The organism is Staphylococcus sp. MB377 (assembly GCF_001922505.1).
In the GTDB taxonomy this organism is placed as follows: Bacteria; Bacillota; Bacilli; order Staphylococcales; family Staphylococcaceae; genus Staphylococcus; species Staphylococcus haemolyticus.
Genome location: NZ_MAON01000062.1, coordinates 23,714 through 43,386, shown reverse-complemented (window position 1 = coordinate 43,386; position 19,673 = coordinate 23,714). Strand labels below are relative to the sequence as shown.

18 protein-coding genes are annotated in these 19,673 nt (G+C 32.4%); 15 read left to right on the top strand and 3 right to left on the bottom strand.

The window, feature by feature from the left end; genetic code table 11:
* Window positions 1-23: 23 nt before the first annotated feature.
* The 9 genes from BB045_RS11020 (at window position 24) to BB045_RS10975 (ending at window position 9,541) form a co-directional block, all read left to right on the top strand.
* Entirely contained in the window at window positions 24-2,426 is a 2,403-nt protein-coding gene (locus BB045_RS11020) for a DUF4040 family protein (protein ID WP_070441983.1), read from the top strand.
* Window positions 2,413-2,838: a Na+/H+ antiporter Mnh2 subunit B gene (mnhB2, locus tag BB045_RS11015; RefSeq protein WP_011276533.1), complete on the top strand. Its 426-nt coding sequence runs from the start codon at window positions 2,413-2,415 to the stop codon at window positions 2,836-2,838. Before BB045_RS11020 ends, mnhB2 begins: the two co-directional genes overlap by 14 nt.
* A complete protein-coding gene (mnhC2, locus tag BB045_RS11010) occupies window positions 2,835-3,185 on the top strand; it encodes a Na+/H+ antiporter Mnh2 subunit C (protein ID WP_011276532.1) in 351 nt (116 codons plus the stop codon). Before mnhB2 ends, mnhC2 begins: the two co-directional genes overlap by 4 nt.
* Window positions 3,175-4,674 carry a Na+/H+ antiporter Mnh2 subunit D gene (gene mnhD2, locus BB045_RS11005; protein WP_037548242.1) on the top strand — a complete coding sequence of 500 codons (1,500 nt, stop codon included), beginning with the start codon at window positions 3,175-3,177 and terminating at the stop codon, window positions 4,672-4,674. The genes mnhC2 and mnhD2 overlap by 11 nt, the downstream gene beginning before the upstream one ends.
* Window positions 4,671-5,153, top strand: coding sequence for a Na+/H+ antiporter Mnh2 subunit E (gene mnhE2, locus BB045_RS11000; protein ID WP_070441982.1), 483 nt, complete (start codon window positions 4,671-4,673; stop codon window positions 5,151-5,153). The genes mnhD2 and mnhE2 overlap by 4 nt, the downstream gene beginning before the upstream one ends.
* Complete coding sequence (mnhF2, locus tag BB045_RS10995) at window positions 5,150-5,452, top strand: Na+/H+ antiporter Mnh2 subunit F (protein WP_011276529.1); 303 nt, start codon at window positions 5,150-5,152, stop codon at window positions 5,450-5,452. Before mnhE2 ends, mnhF2 begins: the two co-directional genes overlap by 4 nt.
* Window positions 5,427-5,948, top strand: a complete 522-nt coding sequence (locus BB045_RS10990; RefSeq protein ID WP_070441980.1) for a Na+/H+ antiporter subunit G — start codon at window positions 5,427-5,429, stop codon at window positions 5,946-5,948. The genes mnhF2 and BB045_RS10990 overlap by 26 nt, the downstream gene beginning before the upstream one ends.
* A gap of 730 nt (window positions 5,949-6,678) precedes the next feature.
* Entirely contained in the window at window positions 6,679-8,721 is a 2,043-nt protein-coding gene (locus BB045_RS10980; protein ID WP_070581147.1) for a cation:proton antiporter, read from the top strand.
* A gap of 172 nt (window positions 8,722-8,893) precedes the next feature.
* Window positions 8,894-9,541 (top strand): metal-dependent transcriptional regulator, encoded by a 648-nt coding sequence (locus BB045_RS10975; RefSeq protein WP_070581153.1) that lies wholly within the window; start codon window positions 8,894-8,896, stop codon window positions 9,539-9,541.
* 70 nt (window positions 9,542-9,611) lie between these two features.
* On the opposite strand, the gene BB045_RS10970 is transcribed toward BB045_RS10975, so the two are convergent.
* The gene (locus BB045_RS10970; protein ID WP_070581146.1) at window positions 9,612-10,355 is read right to left on the bottom strand and encodes a M50 family metallopeptidase; all 744 of its coding nucleotides are present in this window, start codon (window positions 10,353-10,355) and stop codon (window positions 9,612-9,614) included.
* A gap of 218 nt (window positions 10,356-10,573) precedes the next feature.
* Here BB045_RS10970 and tarA point away from each other — a divergent pair, with 218 nt between their 5' ends.
* Complete coding sequence (tarA, locus tag BB045_RS10965; protein WP_070678772.1) at window positions 10,574-11,338, top strand: N-acetylglucosaminyldiphosphoundecaprenol N-acetyl-beta-D-mannosaminyltransferase TarA; 765 nt, start codon at window positions 10,574-10,576, stop codon at window positions 11,336-11,338.
* A gap of 95 nt (window positions 11,339-11,433) precedes the next feature.
* On the opposite strand, the gene tagH is transcribed toward tarA, so the two are convergent.
* Window positions 11,434-12,228 (bottom strand): teichoic acids export ABC transporter ATP-binding subunit TagH, encoded by a 795-nt coding sequence (tagH, locus tag BB045_RS10960; protein WP_075140762.1) that lies wholly within the window; start codon window positions 12,226-12,228, stop codon window positions 11,434-11,436.
* Between the two features lie 326 nt (window positions 12,229-12,554).
* Here tagH and BB045_RS10955 point away from each other — a divergent pair, with 326 nt between their 5' ends.
* From BB045_RS10955 to tagD, 4 genes are all read left to right on the top strand, one after another.
* Window positions 12,555-13,367 (top strand): ABC transporter permease, encoded by an 813-nt coding sequence (locus tag BB045_RS10955; protein WP_070581144.1) that lies wholly within the window; start codon window positions 12,555-12,557, stop codon window positions 13,365-13,367.
* Between the two features lie 109 nt (window positions 13,368-13,476).
* Entirely contained in the window at window positions 13,477-14,565 is a 1,089-nt protein-coding gene (gene tarB, locus BB045_RS10950) for a teichoic acid glycerol-phosphate primase TarB (protein WP_070581143.1), read from the top strand.
* Window positions 14,562-15,626 carry a glycosyltransferase family 2 protein gene (locus tag BB045_RS10945; RefSeq protein ID WP_070581142.1) on the top strand — a complete coding sequence of 355 codons (1,065 nt, stop codon included), beginning with the start codon at window positions 14,562-14,564 and terminating at the stop codon, window positions 15,624-15,626. Before tarB ends, BB045_RS10945 begins: the two co-directional genes overlap by 4 nt.
* A 98-nt stretch (window positions 15,627-15,724) precedes the next feature.
* Window positions 15,725-16,123, top strand: coding sequence for a glycerol-3-phosphate cytidylyltransferase (gene tagD / locus BB045_RS10940; protein WP_070581141.1), 399 nt, complete (start codon window positions 15,725-15,727; stop codon window positions 16,121-16,123).
* Window positions 16,124-16,377: 254 nt separating this feature from the next.
* Here the strand turns inward: tagD and pbp4 are convergent, their stop codons facing one another.
* Window positions 16,378-17,670 carry a penicillin-binding protein PBP4 gene (gene pbp4, locus BB045_RS10935; RefSeq protein WP_070581140.1) on the bottom strand — a complete coding sequence of 431 codons (1,293 nt, stop codon included), beginning with the start codon at window positions 17,668-17,670 and terminating at the stop codon, window positions 16,378-16,380.
* A gap of 140 nt (window positions 17,671-17,810) precedes the next feature.
* Between pbp4 and BB045_RS10930 the strand changes: the two genes are divergently transcribed.
* Window positions 17,811-19,538, top strand: a complete 1,728-nt coding sequence (locus BB045_RS10930; RefSeq protein ID WP_070860955.1) for an ABC transporter ATP-binding protein — start codon at window positions 17,811-17,813, stop codon at window positions 19,536-19,538.
* Window positions 19,539-19,673 lie beyond the last annotated feature (135 nt).

Sequence of the window (19,673 nt, the reverse complement as noted above, 5' to 3'; positions counted from 1 at the left end):
TTTCACTGAAAAGGAGGCTTTTGATGAGCTTAGTATATTTACTAGGTGGACTAATAGTTATTATGTTAATCGTCTTAATGACGTTGTTTATTAAGCCATTGAGACGGTTCGCTGGATATATTGCTTTGTTAGCGCCTATTTTAGCTTCGGGATATTTCTTAGCCCAAATTCCTAATGTTCTACATGGAAAATTTGTAGAATTTAAAATTCCATGGATGCCCGCTATTGATGTTAATCTAGATTTTCGATTAGATGGTCTAGGATTAATGTTTGGATTAATTATCTCCATTATAGGGGTGGCAGTATTCTTTTATGCTACTCAGTATTTATCTGTTAATATAGATAACTTACCGCGTTTCTTCTTATATTTATTATTATTCATGTTTAGTATGTTGGGTATTGTAGTCTCAAATAATACTATCTTAATGTATGTTTCCTGGGAATTAACAAGTGTATCGTCATTCTTATTAATTTCATACTGGTATAGCAATGCCGAAAGTCAATTAGGCGCCATTCAATCATTTATTATCACTGTTTTAGGTGGTTTAGCCTTATTAACAGGATTCATTATGTTGTATATCATTACTGGTACAAATACGATTTCAGAATTACTTACTCAAAGTCATAGCATTAGTAAACATGCTCTATTTATACCAATGATGATAATGTTGTTAATAGGTGCATTTACGAAATCAGCCCAATTTCCATTCCATATTTGGCTACCTAAAGCCATGGCTGCACCAACCCCTGTAAGTGCCTATTTACACTCAGCTACTATGGTTAAAGCTGGTATCTTTTTACTATTTAAATTCACGCCTATCTTAGGTTTAAGTGATAGTTATATTTATATTGTTACTTTTGTAGGTTTGATTACAATGATATTTGGCTCTGTAACGGCCGTAAGACAATATGATTTAAAAGGTATCTTAGCGTATTCAACAATTAGCCAACTAGGAATGATTATGTCGATGGTTGGTCTAGGTGGAGGTGTTGCGCAACACTCATCAGGTCCAATGTCAGAGACGTATACATTAATTTTATTCGCCGGTTTATTCCATTTAATGAATCACGCAATATTTAAATGTGCTCTATTTATGGGTGTCGGAATCATTGATCATGAAGCTGGTACGAGAGATATTCGCCGACTAAGTGGAATGCGTAAATTCTTCCCGAAAATGAATTTAGTTATGACACTTGCTGCGTTATCAATGGCAGGTGTGCCGTTGTTAAATGGTTTCTTAAGTAAAGAGATGTTCTTCGATTCTTTAGTTAGCGCAATCGAACTTCAACAATTTGGTTTAACGTTAACGATTATTGTTGTAGCTATTGGTGTTATAGCAAGTATCTTTACTTTTGTGTATGCAGTTTACATGCTTAAAGAAACTTATTGGGGAGAATTTGATGAAAAGAAAGTGCCAAAGAAACATATTCATGAACCTTGGTTGTTCAGTTTACCTGCAATAATTTTAATGGTTATGATACCAATCATTTTCTTTATTCCCAACTTTTTCACTGAGCACTTAGTATTGCCGGCACTACGAAATGTTACCAATTTGGGTAGTAGCGTAGATGCAATAGCACCGCATGTTTCTCAATGGCATGGTGTTAATTTGCCACTCATTTTTAGTGTGATTGTTATTATAGTTGGTCTCATTGTAGCGTTAAAAGTAAACTGGAAAGCTATTACGCATCAAGTCATTAAATATGCTTCTATTACAAATTCTTATCGCAACGTGTATCGAGGATTTGAACGTTATTCAGGTCAAATGATTCGAGGTTTAATGAATAACAGATTAAACCATTATAATATTATAACGGTTCTTATTTTCTCTATATTAATTGCATATGGCATATTCCAAGTAGGTTTGCCAAAGTTACATCAAATAGAAGTTTCAGAATTTGGTCCATTGGAAGTTATTTTAGGCATTATGATTAGTGTTGTCGGTATAGCGTTAGTGTTTATTCGACAACGTTTAACAATGGTTATTTTAAATGGAATTATTGGTTACAGTGTTGCATTATTCTTCTTATTAATGAGAGCACCAGATTTAGCGTTAACTCAATTAGTAGTAGAAACAATTACGACCATTCTCTTTATTGTAAGTTTCTCTAGATTGCCAAATATCGCTCGTACAACAGCGAATATGAAAAAAGAAGCAATCAAAATTATCGTATCATTTATTATGGCTGGAGCCGTAGTAACGCTCATATTTATTGCGCAACAAGGTGATGGTCTAGAGTCAATTTCTAAATATTATACGAATGCCTATGAATTGACTGGTGGTAAAAACATTGTAAATGCTATTTTAGGAGATTTCAGAGCCTTAGATACAATGTTTGAAGGTATCGTCTTAATTATTGCCGGTTTAGGTATTTATACATTATTACATTACAAAGATAGGAGGGGCCAAGATGAAAGAAAATGATGTTGTGTTAAGAACCGTTACTAAAATCGTCGTATTTATTTTATTAACATTCGGCTTTTATGTTTTCTTTGCGGGACATAACAATCCTGGTGGCGGTTTTATAGGTGGTCTTATCTTTAGTTCGGCCTTTATCCTAATGTTCCTAGCTTTTGATGTACATGAAGTATTAGAAAGTTTACCTATTGATTTTAAAAAGTTAATGATTGTTGGTGCCATAATCTCAGCACTTACTGCAATCGTTCCGGTTTTCTTTGGTAAATCGTTCCTATACCAAAGTGAAGCATACATCCATTTTCCATTATTAGGTGAATTACATGTAACGACAATTACATTATTTGAATTAGGGATATTGTTAACGGTTGTCGGCGTCATCGTAACAATTATGTTGGCTTTGAGTGGTGGTAAATCATGAATTTAATATTATTACTTGTGATAGGATTTTTAGTATTTATAGGAACGTACATGATACTATCACTCAACTTAATTCGAATTGTTATAGGTATTTCGATTTATACGCATGCGGGAAATCTAATTATTATGAGTATGGGTCATTATAGTAATAAGATGACGGAACCTTTAATTCACGGTTCTAATACTAATTATGTGGATCCATTATTGCAGGCTATTGTTTTAACTGCAATCGTTATCGGATTTGCAATGACTGCCTTCTTACTAGTATTAGTTTATCGAACATACCGTGTTACTAAAGAAGCAAATATTGATGTATTAAGAGGAGAGGAGGATGAAAATGAACAGTAATTTATTAGTCCTTCCAATCCTATTACCATTGTTATGTGCATTAGTCCTTGTTTTTACTAAAGAAAAGAACAGGCTATCTAAAATTTTGTACATTGGAACAATGTCTGTTAATACAATTATTTCATTATGTTTATTGATATACGTCTTACAACATAAACCCATTACGCTTGATTTTGGTGGTTGGGCAGCACCTTATGGTATCCAATTCTTAGGTGATTCACTGAGTTTAGTTATGGTTACAGTGGCGTCATTTGTTGTGACACTCATTATGTCATACGGATTTGGTCGTGGGGAAGATCGTGTTAATCGATACTACTTGCCTACTTTTATCTTATTCTTAACAACAGGCGTTATTGGCTCTTTCTTAACATCTGATTTATTTAACCTGTATGTTATGTTTGAAATCATGTTACTAGCTTCATTTGTATTAGTAACGTTAGGACAATCTGTCGAACAATTAAGAGCAGCCATTATTTATGTTGTACTGAATATCGTAGGATCATGGTTATTCTTGTTAGGTATTGGTTTATTATACAAGATGGTTGGAACATTAAATTTCTCACAAGTTGCTTTACGTTTAGATCAAATCCATGATAATAAAGCGATTATTATTATTTCAATTGTATTTATAGTGGCCTTTGGTTCGAAAGCTGCCTTAGTACTATTTATGTGGTTGCCTAAAGCTTATGCAGTGCTTAACACTGAACTTGCCGCTTTATTTGCAGCGTTAATGACGAAGGTAGGTGCATATGCACTCATTCGTTTCTTTACACTTCTATTTGATCAACATACGGGTGTGACACATCCATTGTTAGTATTTATGTCATGTATCACAATGCTTATAGGCGCTTTCGGTGTTATTGCATATCGTGATATTAAGAAAGTGGCTTCATATCAAGTTATATTATCGATAGGTTTTGTCATTTTAGGTCTAGGTTCCAATACCTTTGCAGGTGTACATGGTGCTATCTTCTATCTAGCGAATGACATTATTGTGAAGACAATGTTGTTCTTTATTATAGGTAGTTTAGTTTATATGTCTGGTTACCGCGAATATAAATATTTATGTGGATTAGCTAAGAAAGAACCATTCTTTGGTGTTGCATTTGTTGTTATGATATTTGCGATTGGAGGCGTACCGCCATTTAGTGGTTTCCCAGGAAAAGTACTCATCTTCCAAGGTGCGATTGAAAATGGTAACTACATTGGCTTAGCGTTAATGATTATCACAAGTCTATTAGCAATGTATAGTCTGTTTAGAATTTTATTTATTATGTACTTTGGAGACAATGATGGTGAACAGGTTGATTTCAATCCACTACCTAAGCACCGTAAAACGATTCTGGGTATTTTAGTCGCAGTCGTACTTGCAATGGGTATTGCAGCGCCAGTTGTGATGAATGCTACTGAAAATGCAACAAAATTGAATATGGATGATAATTATTTCCATAGCATTGTCAATTCACATTTGAAGGAGGGGAATAAATGAGACAAGTTGTATTGAACATATTAATCGCATTTTTATGGGTACTGTTTCAAGATGAAGACTCATTTCAATTCTCTACCTTCGTATCTGGCTTCATCATTGGTTTAATCGTAATTTATATATTACATCGTTTCTTTGGGCAATCTTTTTATCCTAAGAAGATATGGATTGCTATAAAGTTCTTAGGTGTGTATTTATACCAATTAATTACTTCTAGTATTAGTATTATTAATTATATTCTATTTAAAACGAGACATATGAACCCTGGGTTATTAACATATGAAACGAATTTAAAAAATGATTGGGCAATTACGTTTTTAACTATTCTAATCATTATTACGCCTGGTTCAACAGTTATTCGTATTTCGAAGACTACTAATAAATTCTTTATACACAGTATAGATGTTTCAGAAAAAGAAAAAGAAAGTCTGCTTAAAAGCATAAAACAATATGAAAACTTGATTACGGAGGTGTCACAATGATTGAAACGCTCACGAATTTTTTTATTACAAGTGCATTAGTATTATTTGGCATAGCGTTCATAATTGGATTATTCCGTTTAATCAAAGGACCTACTACAGCTGATAGGGTTGTGGCATTCGATGCTTCCAGTGCTGTCATCATGTGCATTATAGGTATAGTTAGTGTTATTTATAATACTGTTTCGTTCCTTGATTCCATAATGCTTGTTGCAATTATTTCATTTGTAAGTTCTGTATCTATTTCTAGATTTATAGGGGGAGGTCGAGTATTCAATGGCACAAATAAACGAAATCATTGATTTGATTGCCGCTTTCCTCATATTTCTAGGCAGTATCATTGCCGTAATTAGTGCAATTGGAATTGTAAAATTTCAAGATGTCTTTTTACGAAGTCATGCATCTACCAAGAGTTCTACGCTATCTGTCTTACTAACATTAGTGGGTGTATTAATTTACTTTACGAATGAACAAAGCTTCTTTAGTGTTAGATTATTATTATCAATTGTTTTTATTAATTTAACATCACCGGTAGGTATGCATTTAGTTGCCAGAGCAGCATATCGGACAGGTGCATACATGTATCGCAAAGATGATGCACTAAGTCGATCTTCCATTTTATTAAGTTCTAAAGAATACAATTCTACAGAAGAACTTAAAAATCGAGCTCGAATTCGAGAAGAGCGTCGTGAAAAAATTTATTACGATGTTCAAAAGCAGCGACAGAAAGAAAAAGAAAAACAGCAAGAAGAAAAAATCGAAAGTTTATCAGAAACTAGAAGAGAAACTAAAGATTGATTAAATCAATGAGATTGAACAAGAATGAGTAATAGTTAAGACTACTACTTTGAAATGCTCAATCTCATTTTTTTAAATTTATATAAGAGACCAGTGTCATTAACACGGTCGATATACTTAAATAAATGTAAAGAAGTAGGAAAGGTATGGGGGATGTAGCGATTATAAAATGAATAACCAATAATAAGATTGGCGTTATTAAACTAAGTAATAAAAATAATAAGTCCATATAAGACCAGTGTTTCGTTGTAAAAAGATAAAAGATTTCTAAAAGCCATATAATCAGAAATAAAATTGGGTACGCAATTATAAATGGGACAAACACAACCATTTGTGCCAATGCATTCTCGCTTTCAAGTTCAGACAATGGTGGCAGAAATAATGTCCAAAAGAACAAGGTTGCAATCATTAGTACAAAAGACCATATAAGAAGAACTAATTTAAATTTATTCATAATAAATGACTTCTATTACTGAATTTTATTGTAATAGGGAATGAAAAATGTATGTATGGTTTAGAAGTGAATTATAGTGTCTTCAATTTAATTAAAATAGATTAGAAATGAATGCAAGTTAGTTAATTCATTGTAACTTTAATGGTAAAATTATAATTAACCGATTGTGAGTTTAAGATGTATTTTATCAGGATATAAATAGACATAAAACTTATTTTTATATTAGGCAAGTCTTATTTCTCCAATTAAATATGAAGTATAAAATGGGGTGGAAGTTTGGAAATATTTGAAACGATTCTCATATTTCTAGCAGTAGTTATTGTAAGCTCCTTTGTTCATACTTTTTTACCCAAAGTGCCTCTGGCATTCATTCAAATTGCTTTAGGAATGCTCCTCTTTTTAACGCCAGTACCTGTAGAATTTAACTTCGATTCAGAACTTTTTATGGTAGCAACGATTGCACCGTTACTTTTTGTGGAAGGTGTTAACGTTTCGAGAGCTCATTTACGTCGTTATATTAAACCAGTGATGTTAATGGCTTTAGGACTCGTTATTACAACTGTTATTGGTGTAGGTCTATTTATTCATTGGATTTGGCCGACACTTCCTATTGGTGCAGCTTTTGCCGTAGCCGCAATATTATGTCCAACTGATGCTGTGGCAGTGCAAGCTATTACAAAAGGTAAGGTTTTACCTAAAGGTGCTATGACTATCCTTGAAGGTGAATCGTTACTTAATGATGCAGCAGGTATCATCTCATTCAAAATAGCGGTAGGTGTTTTAATTACTGGTTCATTCTCATTATTTGAAGCGGTGCAACAATTTCTAATCGCGTCAATCGGTGGTGCGATTATTGGTTTGCTTATTGGTATTGCGCTTGTTAGATTCCGTTTAACACTTACAAGACGTGGCATAGAAAACATTAATATGTTTACTTTTTTACAACTATTAACGCCATTTGTTATTTATCTTGTTGCTGAAATGTTTCATGCGTCAGGTATTATTGCTGCCGTTGTAGCAGGTTTAGTACATGGTTTTGAACGTGATCGTATCGCTCAAACACGTACTCGACTTCAAATGAGTTACAATCACACTTGGAACATTCTAGGATATGCATTGAATGGTTTTGTTTTTTCAATATTAGGATTTTTAGTTCCAGAAGTAATTGGAAATATTGTAAAGACTGAACCACACAATTTATTGTTCTTAGTTGTGATAACAGCACTCGTCGCGTTAGCGGTATACTTATTTAGATTCATATGGGTGTATGTGCTCTATCCTCTATTCTATTTATCTGTCAGTCCTTTCCAAAAATTAATGAATGAAGAAGGAGAAGACAAGAAGAAAGAGAAGCCACCTAAACGAAGCATGTATGCGCTTATCATGACACTATGTGGCGTGCACGGAACTATTTCGTTAGCAATCGCATTAACATTACCATACTTTTTAGCAGATCATCATGCGTTTACATATCGTAATGATTTACTATTTATTTCATCAGGTATGGTTATTATAAGTCTTGTGATTGCACAAGTTGTATTGCCGTTTGTAACATCTAGTGCACCTAAGGCTAAGATTGGAAGTATGAATTTTAAAGAAGCTAGAATATATATTCTTGAACATGTCATAGATTACTTGAATCATCATTCATCATTTGAAACAAGTTATCGTTATGGTAATGTTATTAAAGAGTATCACGATAAATTAACGTTCTTGAAATCTGTTGAAAAGGATGATGAGAACTCAAAAGAACTCGAAAGATTACAGAGTTTAGCTTTTAAGGTTGAAACGAAAACGTTAGAACGACTTGCCGATGATGGTGAAATAACTGCGAGTGTATTAGAAAACTACATGCGTTATGCAGAACGTACACAAGTGTATCGTCAAGCGTCATTGATACGTCGTATGATTGTTGGTGCGAGAGCTGTACTATTAAAACGTCGTATACGTACACGTACCAATGCGGCATCATCATTAAGTGTTACTGATAACTTAATGGAACTTTCTAAAATCAATAAGATTGTTCATTATAATGTTGTGAGTCGTCTTGTAGATGAAGCGAATGAAGATAACAAATTAGAAGTTGGTATGATTTGTGACGGTTATCTTATGAGAATAGATAACTTATCGCCATCTAATTTCTTTAATACGCGTGCCGAAGATTCAATTACGAAGATAAAATTAAATGCTTTAAGAGAACAACGCCGTGTTTTATCTAATTTAACTGACGATGGAGAGATTACTGAAAGTACGGCATTGAAATTAAGAGAAGCGATAAACTATGATGAAATGGTTATCGTTGATAGCTTAACTGACTAACTTAATAAATATGATTGAAGATATAATAGAGTGTGGTCGGGATAATGAATTCAAATGGAATTCTATCCTAGCCTCACTTTTTTTATTAAGGTACGGTTTGTTTAAATAAGGTGAATAACATTCGTTATCAATTCATGATACAATAAAGTGAATGTATGGGTGAGGTGAAATGATGTTAACTGAAGAAAAAGAGGATTATCTAAAAGCAATATTAGCCAATGATGGGGATACATCCTTTGTCTCAAATAAAAAGTTATCTCAGTACTTAAATATAAAACCTCCTTCAGTTAGTGAAATGGTTGGACGCTTGGAAAAGGCTGGTTATGTTGAAACGAAACACTATAAAGGTGTGAAACTCTCAGATGAGGGCTTGAAACATACGTTGGATATCATTAAGCGTCACCGCCTGTTGGAGTTATTTTTAATAGAAGTTTTACAATATAATTGGGAAGAAGTCCATCAAGAAGCGGAAATTTTGGAACATCGCATTTCAGATTTATTTGTAGAACGCTTGGATAAGATACTTGATTATCCTGAAACATGTCCACACGGTGGTATTATTCCTAGAAATCAGCATTTTGAAGAGAAATTCACGGTATCTTTATTAGAATTTGAACCTGGTGATAAAGTGACGATTAAGCGAGTGCGTGATAAGACCGAACTTTTGGTATACCTTTCTAGCAAAAATATTTCAATTGGAAATGATGTTGAGATCGTAACTAAAGATGAAACAAATAAAGTAATGATTGTGAAACGAAATGATATTGTAACGATACTAAGTTATGATAATGCAATGAATATTTTCGTAGAGCATGTTTAAATCAGATAATAAAATCTCCAATAAAAGGTTCAATAATACCTTTTTATTGGAGATTTTTTGAATGAATTTATTAAATTGTAAAGATAAGCATTAAGTATATCGATAATATGTTAATCGCTATCCATAATGTACTGAATAAGGAAGTTGGTATGCGTGTAAGTTCTGTCAATGTGCGTCCATCCCAACTTGGAATTGGTCGCTGAAAAGTCAGTTTGAATATCGTACAACTTGATTGTAAAACTTCACCTAATAAGACACCTAGTATAAGGTGATAAATAAATGTGACTAGATAATAAAATAATAATTGATTATCATGTTGTACTAAGAAGTATAGAAGTGCAATAAATATAATTAGTACAATGATAGGTGATAGTTTGCGTGATGTAAGCATTAAAAAATAAATGAAAATGATGATATAAGCGCTTAAGAACAAACTAGGGTGACCATAATACGCAGCACTTAGACCAATTAAAAGCATTAATGGAGGCATAATATAGCCACCTAGAGTAGTAATGAATTGTCCAATGAGCCCCTTGGATTGGGTAATGGCATAGCCTTGTTGCATCGTTTGAAGTCGTTCCGAAGGCCGTGTGATGATGACTAAATCTTTTGCGCGTCCACCACTGATTTTATTGAATAATACATGACCGAATTCATGTGTAAGTACAGGAATATAGTTTAAATAAACATCTAAATATTGATTGAATTGACGATGTCTATTTTGATGAATCATAATATAGATAATTGCTATAATACAGATTAAATATATATTTAAATTAATAGTTGTAGTAAAAAAGTTTTCTAAATAGACCATAGTTGACCTCGTCGAGTGTAAGATTATAGTATTTATTATAAAGTAAATTTGATGATTTAGCGTTTAGACTTTAGATGTATCTTTTAATGAGAGAACTAAAAAAAGAAGATAAATCATTTGAAAATATATGTAGACAGCTACATAGTTATTTATTATGGTTCTATTTTCATATAATATATGCATATGAAAATTGTTTAGACAGTAAGGAGATTACTTAAATGCATGATCAAAAAGAGACAACAGCGACTAAAGTGGATATTTTAGGTGTTCAATTTAATAATGTAACCATGTTAGATATGATTGAACATGTCAAAACATTTTTCACACAAGAGACTGAGGATAATTTGTTTATCGTGACAGCTAATCCAGAAATCGTTGATTATGCGTCAGAGCATAGTACTTATAAACAGTTAATTAATAGTGCGGATTTTGTTGTCCCGGATGGCACAGGTGTTATTAAAGCATCAAATCGTCTGGGAACACCGTTGAAACGACGTGTGCCAGGCATTGAATTAATGGAACATTGTTTAAAGATTGCCCATACAAATTATCAAAAAGTATATTTACTTGGTGCCAAAAATGAAGTAGTCACACTAGCACATAAAAATTTACAACACAACTACCCTCAGGCGCAATTCGATTACCATCATGGTTATATAGATTTAAATGATGAGACGGTAATCAAGCGCATAAAACGTTTTAATCCTGATTATATATTTGTAGGAATGGGTTTCCCTAAACAAGAAGAGTGGATTCAAAAACATCGACACACCTTTAAAAGAACTGTAATGATGGGTGTGGGCGGCTCATTTGAAATATATAGTGGCACAAAAAAACGCGCCCCTAAACTATTTATTAAATTAAATATCGAATGGGTATATCGTTTATTAATCGATTGGAAACGTATTGGACGTATGCGTAGCATTCCTAAGTTTATGTTTAAAGTTTTTAAAGTACAACGAAAAATGAAAAAGCAAAAATAAGTAGCTAATTTGATACTAATTATTTTAAATATGAAGAAGGCGGATTCAAGTCGAGAGGACTGAATCCGCCTTTAAAATTTTTGTTTTAATTATCGCTATTTAACAATAAAGCGTTTTTCATCTAAACCTTTGCGAAATGCTTTTTGATCAGCTTTTGATTTTTTCTTAAAGTCCTTTAAGAATTGCTCATATTTAGGAAGAACCTCTTCTAAATCTCCGTATTCTTTGAGCTTTCCGCCTTCAATCCAGGCAATTTTAGTACAAAATTCACGGACTTGGCGAATATTATGACTAACGAAGAAAATCGTTTTATTCGCTTCTTTGAACTCATAAATTTTGTCTAAGCATTTTTGAGTGAAAGTTTGGTCACCAACAGATAATGCTTCGTCAATGACTAAGATATCAGGATTAATTGTAACATTAATCGAGAATCCTAATTTAGCACGCATACCACTTGAATAATTTTTAACAGGTTGATGGATAAATTCGCCGAGTTCACTAAATTCTATAACTTGAGGCATAAGTTGCTTGATTTCTTTTCTTTTGAATCCCATGCATAACATTTTAAATTCGATATTTTCTACACCAGTTAAACGACCATTCAGACCTGCATTGATTGCGATGACACTGACTTCACCATTACGTTCAATATTTCCAGAAGTTGGGGAAATAGAACCGCCAATCATATTACTTAATGTAGATTTACCTGAGCCGTTAATGCCGACTAAACCTATGACATCACCTTCGTGAGCTTTTATAGAGACATCATCTAAAGCGAAAAATGTATTGTTTTTATTTTTAGGGATTAAGGCATCTTTAATGCGTTCTTTATTATTACGATAAATGCGATATTCTTTTGTCACATTATTTATATTTACAGATACGCTCATGATATTTCCTTCCTTATAAATACTTATATAGATTATAATACATCATACAATAGTTGTTAAATTTATTAACCTAGTGTAAAGTGTATAAGAGATTTTGAATAACTTTTTGTAAACAATAAGTAGATTTTACTTTTTTTGGAAAATTAAGTCCATAGTTATGGTTCTTATTTTCTAGTAATCTTCTCTACAATATAAAATAATACTGTATGTACGTAATAATTATATTAAACTTTTGAGAAAACGTTATATATAATATAGTTATCCTAATTTTAAATAAAAAATGTAAATACATTGTGGATATTTAATTGAAAGTGTGGTTAATTTCAATGTCGGCAGTAGGATCTGTTTTTAAAGAACATATCAAGAATTTTTACTTAGTGCAAAGACTTGCACAATTTCAAATTAAAATAACAAATACGAATAACTATCTTGGTGTAGCATGGGAATTACTGAATCCAGCATTACAAATCATGGTTTACTGGTTTGTATTTGGTATGGGGATTAGAAGTAACCAACCTATTCATGGGATACCTTTTATTTATTGGCTACTTGTAGGGATTAGTATGTGGTTCTTCGTAAACCAAGGTATTCTTGAAGGTACTAAATCAGTATCTATGAAGTTTAATCAAGTGGCGAAGATGAATTTCCCACTTTCTATCATACCAACTTACACTGTAACCAGTCGTTTTTATGGTCATATAGGTTTATTGTTAATTATTATAGGAATTTGTATCGTTAATGGTATTTTTCCTTCAATTCATATTGTACAATTATTAATTTATGTACCATTGACATTTTTCTTTACAGCATCTGTTGCATTATTTACATCGACACTCGGCATTATTGTACGGGATACACAAATGATCATGCAGGCTTTGCTAAGAATTTTATTCTATATGTCTCCAATTCTATGGGTACCTAAAGATTCAGGTATTGGTGGAACAATTGGTGAAATTATTAAATTTAATCCAGTTTATTTCTTAGCTGAATCATATCGTGCAGCGATTTTATTCCACGAATGGTACTTTATAGAACATTGGAAATTATTAATTTATAACGTGATAGTTATTTTAATTTTCTTTGTTCTAGGTTCAATTTTACATCGAAGATATCGCGATCATTTCGCAGATTTCTTATAATTTAAAGTCCTTGATAAATGTTGATGCGTTTATCAAGGATTTTGTGTATACAGCATAATGACAATTTTTGATTTATAATTTTTATAATGAAAATATAAGGGGTAAATGTATGCGACTAATTATTAAAAAAGTATATATGTTGATGATTACATTATTGAATTTTATTTACAAAAGGAGACAAGTTGATAAAAAGCAAATTACGGTACTCATGACATTTCCTGAAGATGTCATGCCGATTATTAACGAATTAGACAATAAAGGTTACAAAATAACTGTAATTGCAAAATTTGAAGAACAATATAGGCTGAAACATCTTAACAACATTACTTTCATACCAGCAGGAAACAAATATATCGTCAAACATATAAAAGCATTAAGTAGTTCGAAAGTCATTTTAATCGATACGTATTATTTAATGCTAGGTGGTTATACTAAGAAGAAGACACAAACGATTATTCAAACGTGGCATGCATCTGGCGCACTGAAAAATTTTGGGCTGACTGATCATCAAGTTGATTTGACTAATGTAACCATGGTTAGACAATATCAACGCGTGTATCAAGCGACTGATTATTATCTTATTGGTGGTAAAGAGATGGGAACATGTTTTAAAGAGTCATTTGAAGCTACTGAAGAACAATTATTGCCAATCGGTTTACCACGTCTATCAAAATATTTAAAATTCAATCTTAAGGCCGAGCAAGAACGTTTGAAAAAGCATTATAATATTCATAAAAAATTGGTGGTCTATGTTCCTACTTATCGTGAAGGTTCTGAAAACAATAGACAAATAGATGTTGCTCGCTTTGAAGAAGCGCTACCCGAGTACACAATGATTAATCAATTACATCCATCTATTTCAAAAAGTCAATCTATAGCCACAACACAAGAATTGATGATTATGGCGGATGTGATTATTAGTGATTATAGTTCATTACCTATTGAGGCGAGTTTATTAGACAAACCAACATTATTTTATGTGTACGACGAGCATAAATATGATAAAATTCGTGGCTTAAACCAATTTTATAAAGCAATTCCACAACAATATAAAGTAACAACTGAAGAAGAATTAATTTTAAAAATTAGAAATGATATTGCCATGTTCAAACCTTTATTTAAAAATTGGCATAAGTATAATCGTGAAGATAGTGTTCGACGCGTTACAGAATTTATTGAAAAGATGGTGAAAAGATGAAAATAGCTATCATAATACCTGTATATAATGCAGAAAAGACAATACGTAGAGCAATCAAATCTATCGATACAACACATGAGGCTGAAATCATTTGTGTGAATGATGGTTCTACAGACCATTCGAGACATGAGCTCACTCAATTACAAAAAGAAGTTAAAAATATTATGATTTACAATCAAGATAATCAAGGTGCAGCTGCAAGTAGAAATTTTGGATTAGCTGCAATGTCTGATGATGTTGAAGCATTTATGTTTTTAGATGCAGATGATCAATTTTTACCGGGAAGACTAGATAAGATGATAGATTACTATGAACGTAATCAAGAGATTGATATCGTCATTGGTCAAATTGGTAGAGGTGTCCAAGGAGATTGGAAAATTGTACCGACACATGAAGAAATGAATCGTGAATCACTAGTATCTTTAGCTCAAGCGCCTGAAATTTTGCAATCTATTGGGCCTGGTGGAAAATTATTTAATTCTAAATTTAGTGCATTACGTTTTGATGAAAACGTTGTATTTTGTGAAGAGCATACCTTTGTCACACGAGCTTATTTAACAGCACGTGATATCCAATTACTACCACTCATTATATATGGCTATAATGAGCAAGAAGGTTCAATCACAGATAAACGAGCTGATACATTTATATCTTATATTGAAGATGCTCGAAGAGTACGTCAGCGCGTCATGGAGATGCTACTTTTAACAAATGAGAAAGCATACTATAGTTATCGAATGGATGATTTAATTGTTAGTTATCTTATCCAAGCTTACTTATTAAAATACAGTAAAGTTACACCTGAATTTATTGATAAGGTCACGCATTACATTAAAGATATGCAACATACCAACTACTCTGGCGATGCGTTGTTTAGAATCATTCAAGCAGTTGAGCAAGGTGCAACAAATTGGACACGTGACACTTACGAGAAGTGGCGTCAAACGCTTATCGATGTTGGTATTGGAAGACCAGGATATTTTCGTTTTCAAGCACAAGTTATGCCTAAAAAATTTGTCTTTAGCAGTAAACAGTTAGTTAAGCGTACTTTAAAGAGATAGTGTAGTATAACTTATAAAATTAATGGTATGTAAATTTTATTTATGCTAAATTAAGATTATGAAAAAATGTTAAAAACTATGTTAAGGAGATAGCGTTTATGAGAAGAGTTATTACTTATGGTACTTATGACTTATTACACTATGGTCATATTGAATTACTAAGAAGAGCGCGTGAAATGGGCGATTATTTAATAGTTGCTTTATCTTCAGATGAATTCAATCAAATTAAGAATAAAAAGTCATATTATGATTATGAAAAACGTAAAATGATGTTAGAATCAATTCGTTATGTTGATTTAGTTATTCCTGAGAATGATTGGGGTCAAAAAGAAATCGACGTGGATCGCTTTGAAGTAGATGTCTTTGTAATGGGACATGACTGGCAAGGTGAATTCGACTTCTTAAAAGATAAATGTGAAGTCGTATACTTAAAACGTACTGAAGGTATTTCAACAACTAAGATTAAACAAGAATTATATGGCAAAGACGCTAAATAATTAAAAATATAAGGTCTTAATCCTATTAAAAGAGCCAGCAAATGAACTTTTTGAATTCATTTGCTGGCTTCTTTGTTTAACTTAAGTTGCTTCGCGTTCCTGAGGTGACGTCTCTATAGCAGTTCTTTAAAGTGATTCTTAATTGTTTTACATTTTAGAATTTCTTACCTAAGTGATATAGCACTTAGGTTCTTTATATTAATACTGAAAGTAAAAGATATTGTTACTATATAGTCAAAGAGTTATCAATCACTTTATTTACGTTTAAATAATAAATGAATAATTGAACGTACAATAAGTATAATTGCAATTGCTAATAATGCTAATGCGACAAAGGTAACCACTGGATGCTCTTTCCACGTCGTTTGAGCAATGGTATTTGCTTTGTGCAATAGAGGTTTCGTTACTTCAACTTTTGGAGGTCCATCATCTTTTGTAAGAAATTGACGATTGTAGTCAAGATGAATTGAACCATCTTTAACGATAAATTTATAATCTTTTTTATTCATACCTTCAGGTACTACATCATATAAGGTGTCTTTGACATAGTATTTTTTGCCATTGATTTTATGTGTGCCTTTTGAAAGTACCTTTTTATAACTGTATTGATCGAAAGAACGGTTCATCATGGCATTTCCCATCATATTACGTTGCTTTTCTCCACCTAAATTCACGTAATCTCCTGCTCCCATAATAACTTGGTTAATGCGGAAGTTGTTACGTTTAGTTGTAATCGTATGATTATAATCTGCAACATCACTTGAGCCAGTCTTTAAACCATCTGTACCCGGCAAACTCATTTTGGCTCCTTCTAATGAATGATTGAATGTATAATATGTGACACCGTGTTGTGTAGGAGCAAGTTGTTTAGTGAAATGTAATATCTTAGGAGTCTCTTTGATGACATGGTGATCTAAAATTGCAAAATCTTTCGCAGTGGAAGTAGTATTGTCTTGGTTTTTATATTTTGATGGCGCAAATTCTTTTAATTGCTTGTTTTCAGCACCTGTTGGGTTTACGAAATGTGTGTTTGACATGCCTAATGCTTTAGCTTTCTTATTCATTAAATCAGTAAAATCATTCACATTTCCCGAAACCTCATCAGCTAAAATTAAAGCTGCAGCGTTACTTGAGTTAGAAACTGTAATTTGGAGTAGCTCGCTAATTGTATATGTTTCACCAGCATATAATTTCGTATTACTTAATTCTGGTAAAGTTGACATGCGATAATGCTTGTCCGTAATATGTACTTTGTCATTTAAAGAAAGCTCTCCTTTATTCACAGCTTCAAGTGTAAGATACATTGTCATTAGCTTCGTCATTGAAGCGGGGTACCATTTTTGGTTAGATTGATAGTCGTACAAAATTTGCCCGGTTTGACTTACATTTATGCTACCTTCAGGTTGATAGGCATCTGTTACATTCGGGTAACCATATTGTCTAGCAATTTCAGTAGGTGTTGGTTCATATTCGGAAGCGTAGGAGTTAGGTGCTATAATAACAATGGTTAAAAGTAGAGCAAAGGTAATTATTAAGCTTCGTTTCATTCTTATCTTTCCTTTTTCAAAATTTCAACTAAAATATTTTATCATATAAACTTGTTTATATGAATTTATTTGTTAAAGCTTTATACTTGGAAAATAATATAATTAAATTTTTAAAATGAATATAAAAAGAGGGCTAATTTATGAAAGGTCAAAATCCGTTATTTTTCTTATTTAAACGATTGTCGTGGCCATATGGACTGATTATTGCGGCAATCATTATTTCTTCGCTAGGGAGTATTAGTGGTCTGTTAATTCCTCTATTTACTGGACGATTAGTTGATAAATTCTCAACAAGTAGTATCAACTGGAATATCGTTCTTTTATTTGCAGGAATATTTATAGCTAATGCACTACTAAGTGGTATTGGTATTTATCTACTAAGTAAAATTGGTGAAAAAATGATTTACGATATTCGATCAATACTTTGGGAACATATCATTAAATTAAAAATGCCTTTTTTCGATAAGAATGAAAGTGGGCAGTTAATGAGTCGTTTGACAGACGATACTAAGGTTATAAATGAATTTATTTCACAGAAATTGCCACAATTACTTCCCGCAGTAATTACACTCATTGGATCCATAGTTATGTTGTTTATTATGGACTGGCAAATGACATTATTAACATTTATTGCAATTCCGATATTTATGGCAATAATGATTCCATTAGGTCGCAAAATGCAAAAGATATCAATGAACACACAAACTGAAATTGCTAACTTTAGTGGTTTGCTAGGTCGTGTGTTAACTGAAATGCGTTTAGTAAAAGTATCGAATACAGAAAGACAAGAATTAAACAACGCGCACAGTAATTTACGTGAGATTTATAATTTAGGTCTGCGACAAGCAAAAATTACAGCTGTCATTCAACCTATTTCAAGTGTGATTATGTTATTAATGATCGCAGTTATATTAGGTTTCGGTGCGATAAGGATAGCTACAGGTGCGATAACAGCTGGCGCGTTAATTGCGATGATTTTTTATGTGATGCAGTTATCGATGCCATTAATGAATCTTTCAACCTTAGTTACAGATTATAAAAAAGCAGTTGGTGCAAGTAGTAGAATCTTTGAAATCATGCAAGAACCTATTGAACCAATGGAAGATTTACAACCTATAGAAGATATCTCAATTAACGATGGTGAATTGTCATTTGAAAATGTTGATTTTAAATATGATATTAAAACGATTCTTAGTAACGTATCTTTCCTTATACCTCAAGGAGAGGTGAGCGCATTTGTTGGTCCGTCGGGTTCAGGAAAAAGTACAATTTTTAATTTGATTGAACGTATGTATGACATTGAATCTGGAGATATTAAATATGGAACGCAAAGTATTTATGATGTTCCAATTACAAATTGGCGAAACAAGATTGGTTATGTAATGCAATCGAATTCTATGATGAGTGGTACGATACGTGACAATATTTTATATGGTATAAACCGTGAAGTGTTGGATGAAGAATTGGTTAAGTATGCTAAGTTAGCGAATTGTCACGACTTTATTATGCAGTTTGATGATGGCTATGACACGTTAGTAGGTGAACGTGGTCTGAAGTTATCTGGCGGTCAAAGACAACGTATCGATATTGCACGCAGTTTTGTGAAAAATCCTGATATTTTATTATTAGATGAAGCTACCGCAAATTTAGATAGTGAGAGCGAACAAAAAATCCAAGAGGCATTAGAAATTCTTATGGAAGGAAGAACTACTATTGTTATTGCACATCGTCTCTCAACTATAAAAAAAGCAGGCAAAATCATATTCCTAGATCAAGGTAAGGTAACAGGTGAAGGTACACATGTTGAATTAATGAGAAATCACGAAAAATACCATCAGTTTGTTACTACTCAAAATTTAACCGAGTAATGAATATTAGGTAGTTGGGACTTATGTTAGTTCCAACTACTTTTTTAATAAGAAAAAATGAAGGATATGTTTTGTCTTATGTAGTTAACTGTGAAATAATCATCAATAATTAAATGGCGTATGTGAGTATACAGT

Excerpts from the sequence above, each read along its gene's own strand:
- BB045_RS11020 (WP_070441983.1), top strand. The coding sequence starts at position 24 with ATGAGCTTAGTATATTTACTAGGTGGACTAATAGTTATTATGTTAATC.
- mnhB2 (WP_011276533.1), top strand. The coding sequence starts at position 2,413 with ATGAAAGAAAATGATGTTGTGTTAAGAACCGTTACTAAAATCGTCGTA.
- mnhC2 (WP_011276532.1), top strand. The coding sequence starts at position 2,835 with ATGAATTTAATATTATTACTTGTGATAGGATTTTTAGTATTTATAGGA.
- mnhD2 (WP_037548242.1), top strand. The coding sequence starts at position 3,175 with ATGAACAGTAATTTATTAGTCCTTCCAATCCTATTACCATTGTTATGT.
- mnhE2 (WP_070441982.1), top strand. The coding sequence starts at position 4,671 with ATGAGACAAGTTGTATTGAACATATTAATCGCATTTTTATGGGTACTG.
- mnhF2 (WP_011276529.1), top strand. The coding sequence starts at position 5,150 with ATGATTGAAACGCTCACGAATTTTTTTATTACAAGTGCATTAGTATTA.
- BB045_RS10990 (WP_070441980.1), top strand. The coding sequence starts at position 5,427 with ATGGCACAAATAAACGAAATCATTGATTTGATTGCCGCTTTCCTCATA.
- BB045_RS10975 (WP_070581153.1), top strand. The coding sequence starts at position 8,894 with ATGTTAACTGAAGAAAAAGAGGATTATCTAAAAGCAATATTAGCCAAT.
- BB045_RS10970 (WP_070581146.1), bottom strand. The coding sequence starts at position 10,355 with ATGGTCTATTTAGAAAACTTTTTTACTACAACTATTAATTTAAATATA.
- tarA (WP_070678772.1), top strand. The coding sequence starts at position 10,574 with ATGCATGATCAAAAAGAGACAACAGCGACTAAAGTGGATATTTTAGGT.
- tagH (WP_075140762.1), bottom strand. The coding sequence starts at position 12,228 with ATGAGCGTATCTGTAAATATAAATAATGTGACAAAAGAATATCGCATT.
- BB045_RS10955 (WP_070581144.1), top strand. The coding sequence starts at position 12,555 with ATGTCGGCAGTAGGATCTGTTTTTAAAGAACATATCAAGAATTTTTAC.
- tarB (WP_070581143.1), top strand. The coding sequence starts at position 13,477 with ATGCGACTAATTATTAAAAAAGTATATATGTTGATGATTACATTATTG.
- BB045_RS10945 (WP_070581142.1), top strand. The coding sequence starts at position 14,562 with ATGAAAATAGCTATCATAATACCTGTATATAATGCAGAAAAGACAATA.
- tagD (WP_070581141.1), top strand. The coding sequence starts at position 15,725 with ATGAGAAGAGTTATTACTTATGGTACTTATGACTTATTACACTATGGT.
- pbp4 (WP_070581140.1), bottom strand. The coding sequence starts at position 17,670 with ATGAAACGAAGCTTAATAATTACCTTTGCTCTACTTTTAACCATTGTT.
- BB045_RS10930 (WP_070860955.1), top strand. The coding sequence starts at position 17,811 with ATGAAAGGTCAAAATCCGTTATTTTTCTTATTTAAACGATTGTCGTGG.